The following is a 2068-nucleotide window of genomic DNA, read 5'->3' on the forward strand; positions in this document are numbered from 1 at the left end:
GGCGCTGAAACCTCTTGCACCGCAGGCGCTTCGGGTTCCTTGCGCGGCGCGGGCGGCGGCGCCGGAGCCGGCGCTCCCGCCGCTCGGCTCGCGGTCCGGCGCGGACGACGGTTCACCGGTTCACTCATGCAAGCACTCCCGCCAGCCGCAGTTCGGCGACGATCGATTCCAAGTTCACACCCACGGGCATCAGCTGCGGCAGCCTCGGCTCGCCGACTTCCATTCCGAGCAGTCGCAGCGAGGATTTGATCAGGGCCACGCCGCCGACGCGGGCCATCGCGCGGTTGACGGGCAACAGACTGGCGTTGATGTCACGGGCCAGCGTCACCTCACCGGCCGCGTACGCGTCGCGCAGCTGCACCAGCCGCTCCGGCACCAAATGCCCGATCACGCTGATGAATCCGACCGCGCCGACCGACAACCACGGCAGGTTGAGCACATCGTCACCGGAGTAGTAGGCCAGTCCGGTGTCGGCGATCAGTTCCGCCCCCGCGCCCAGGTCGCCCTTGGCGTCCTTCACCGCGACGATATTCGGATGTTCGGCCAGGCGACGCAGCGTATCCGGGGCGATCGGCACGATCGACCGCGGCGGAATGTCGTAGAGCGTCACCGGCAGATCGGTGGCATCGGCGACGGCGGTGAAATGCGCCAGCAGGCCTTCCTGTGACGGACGCGAGTAGTACGGCGTCACCACCAGCAAACCGTGCGCACCCGCACGCTCGGCGTTGCGAGCGAGCTCGATACTGTGCGCGGTGTCGTAGGTGCCGGCGCCCGCGATGACGGTGGCGCGGTCGCCCACGGCGTCGACGACGGCGTGCAGCAGGTCGAACTTCTCCGATTCGGTGGTGGTCGGCGATTCCCCGGTGGTGCCGGAGATGGCGAGCAGGTCGACACCGCGGTCGACCAGGCGTGCGGCCAAGGCGACGCCGGAATCGACATCGAGCTTGCCCTCGGCGGTAAAGGGGGTCACCATCGCGACACCGACCGTGCCGGACGCGCGCAGCTCTCTTCGCGTCGATTCACCGTTCGTCATGGTCAGAAAGGCTACCCGGTCGCGGAGACGACACCGAACCGTCGCCCGTGATATCGGCAGACATTCCGGTCACATTCCAGCAATGACAGCAACCGTGACGATATCCTGGCGGTGGCGTGATGTCACAAATGACGTCATACTGATGTCATGGATCTGAACAAGTACACCGCCCGCCTGCGCGACGACCTCATCGCGGCGGCCGCCCTGGGCGACGAGAAGACCCAGGCGACCGCCGCGGCCCTGGCCGCCGCCACGGAGAATTCGCTGCGGCTGACGCTGCTGGCCGCGCTCTCGGACCTGGCCGAGGAGGTCAACGCGACCCTCGACGATCGCACGGTGCACGTCTCGCTGTCGGGTACCGACGCGCAGGTCGAGGTACGCCGCACCGCGAGCGAGGAGTCGCACCCGACCTTCGAGGAGATGACCGGCGACATCAGCCGGGTCACCCTGCGCATGGTCGAGAATCTGAAGGCCCGCGCCGAGGAGGCCGCGACCCAGAGCGGTCAATCGCTGAATTCCTGGCTCTCCGGCGCGGTACAGGGCGCCCTGCGCGATCAGATGCGCAAGGGCGGCCCCGGGCGCTGCGACAGCTGAGTCAGTCCATCACCGTCACGGTGCCGGTGGGGCCGATCTCGGTGCGGCGGTCGTGGTCGGGCGCCTGCGCGAGCACCGTCGACAGCACCCGCCGACCTGGCGGCAGGATGCGCACCGTCACCGAACCGGCGTTGGCCGCGTCCAATTCCCGTGTGGCGACGTCGATGACGCGTTCGCGCAACCACTTCGGCGCATCGGCGAAACCACCGTCGTCGAGCAGGACGACCTCCACCCCGCGTGCGCGCGCACCCCGCGCGGCGCCGCTGAGTTCCTCGGTCATCAACTGCGGGGCGCGCAGTCCGTCGCGCAGTTCCGCCTCCAGGAGCCGGCACTGTTCCCGTTCACCGACGGTGAGGACCGCGCCGTCGGCGATGCGTTCCAGGATCGGGCGGGCCACCCGGTCCAGGCGCTCGAGCTGCCGCGTGCGTTCGCCGTCGGCGG

The 2068-nt window shown here is 69.1% G+C and carries 2 protein-coding genes and 1 pseudogene; 1 reads left to right on the forward strand and 2 read right to left on the reverse strand.

The genetic code is table 11. The features are described from left to right. Window positions 1-124 precede the first annotated feature (124 nt). The gene (dapA, locus tag NN2_RS33945; RefSeq protein ID WP_063019211.1) at window positions 125-1033 is read right to left on the reverse strand and encodes a 4-hydroxy-tetrahydrodipicolinate synthase; all 909 of its coding nucleotides are present in this window, start codon (window positions 1031-1033) and stop codon (window positions 125-127) included. Window positions 1034-1180: 147 nt separating this feature from the next. Here dapA and NN2_RS33950 point away from each other — a divergent pair, with 147 nt between their 5' ends. Continuing rightward, window positions 1181-1627, forward strand: a complete 447-nt coding sequence (locus NN2_RS33950; protein ID WP_063019217.1) for a hypothetical protein — start codon at window positions 1181-1183, stop codon at window positions 1625-1627. 1 nt (window position 1628) lies between these two features. Here NN2_RS33950 and NN2_RS37980 read toward each other — a convergent pair. Then, window positions 1629-2068: pseudogene (locus NN2_RS37980) on the reverse strand (hypothetical protein); the annotation flags it as partial.

The sequence above is a fragment of the Nocardia nova NBRC 15556 genome (genome assembly GCF_001613005.1).
Taxonomy (GTDB): Bacteria; Actinomycetota; Actinomycetes; order Mycobacteriales; family Mycobacteriaceae; genus Nocardia; species Nocardia nova.

Coding starts and splice junctions, on each gene's coding strand:
- dapA (WP_063019211.1), bottom strand. CDS start 1,033: ATGACGAACGGTGAATCGACGCGAAGAGAGCTGCGCGCGTCCGGCACG.
- NN2_RS33950 (WP_063019217.1), top strand. CDS start 1,181: ATGGATCTGAACAAGTACACCGCCCGCCTGCGCGACGACCTCATCGCG.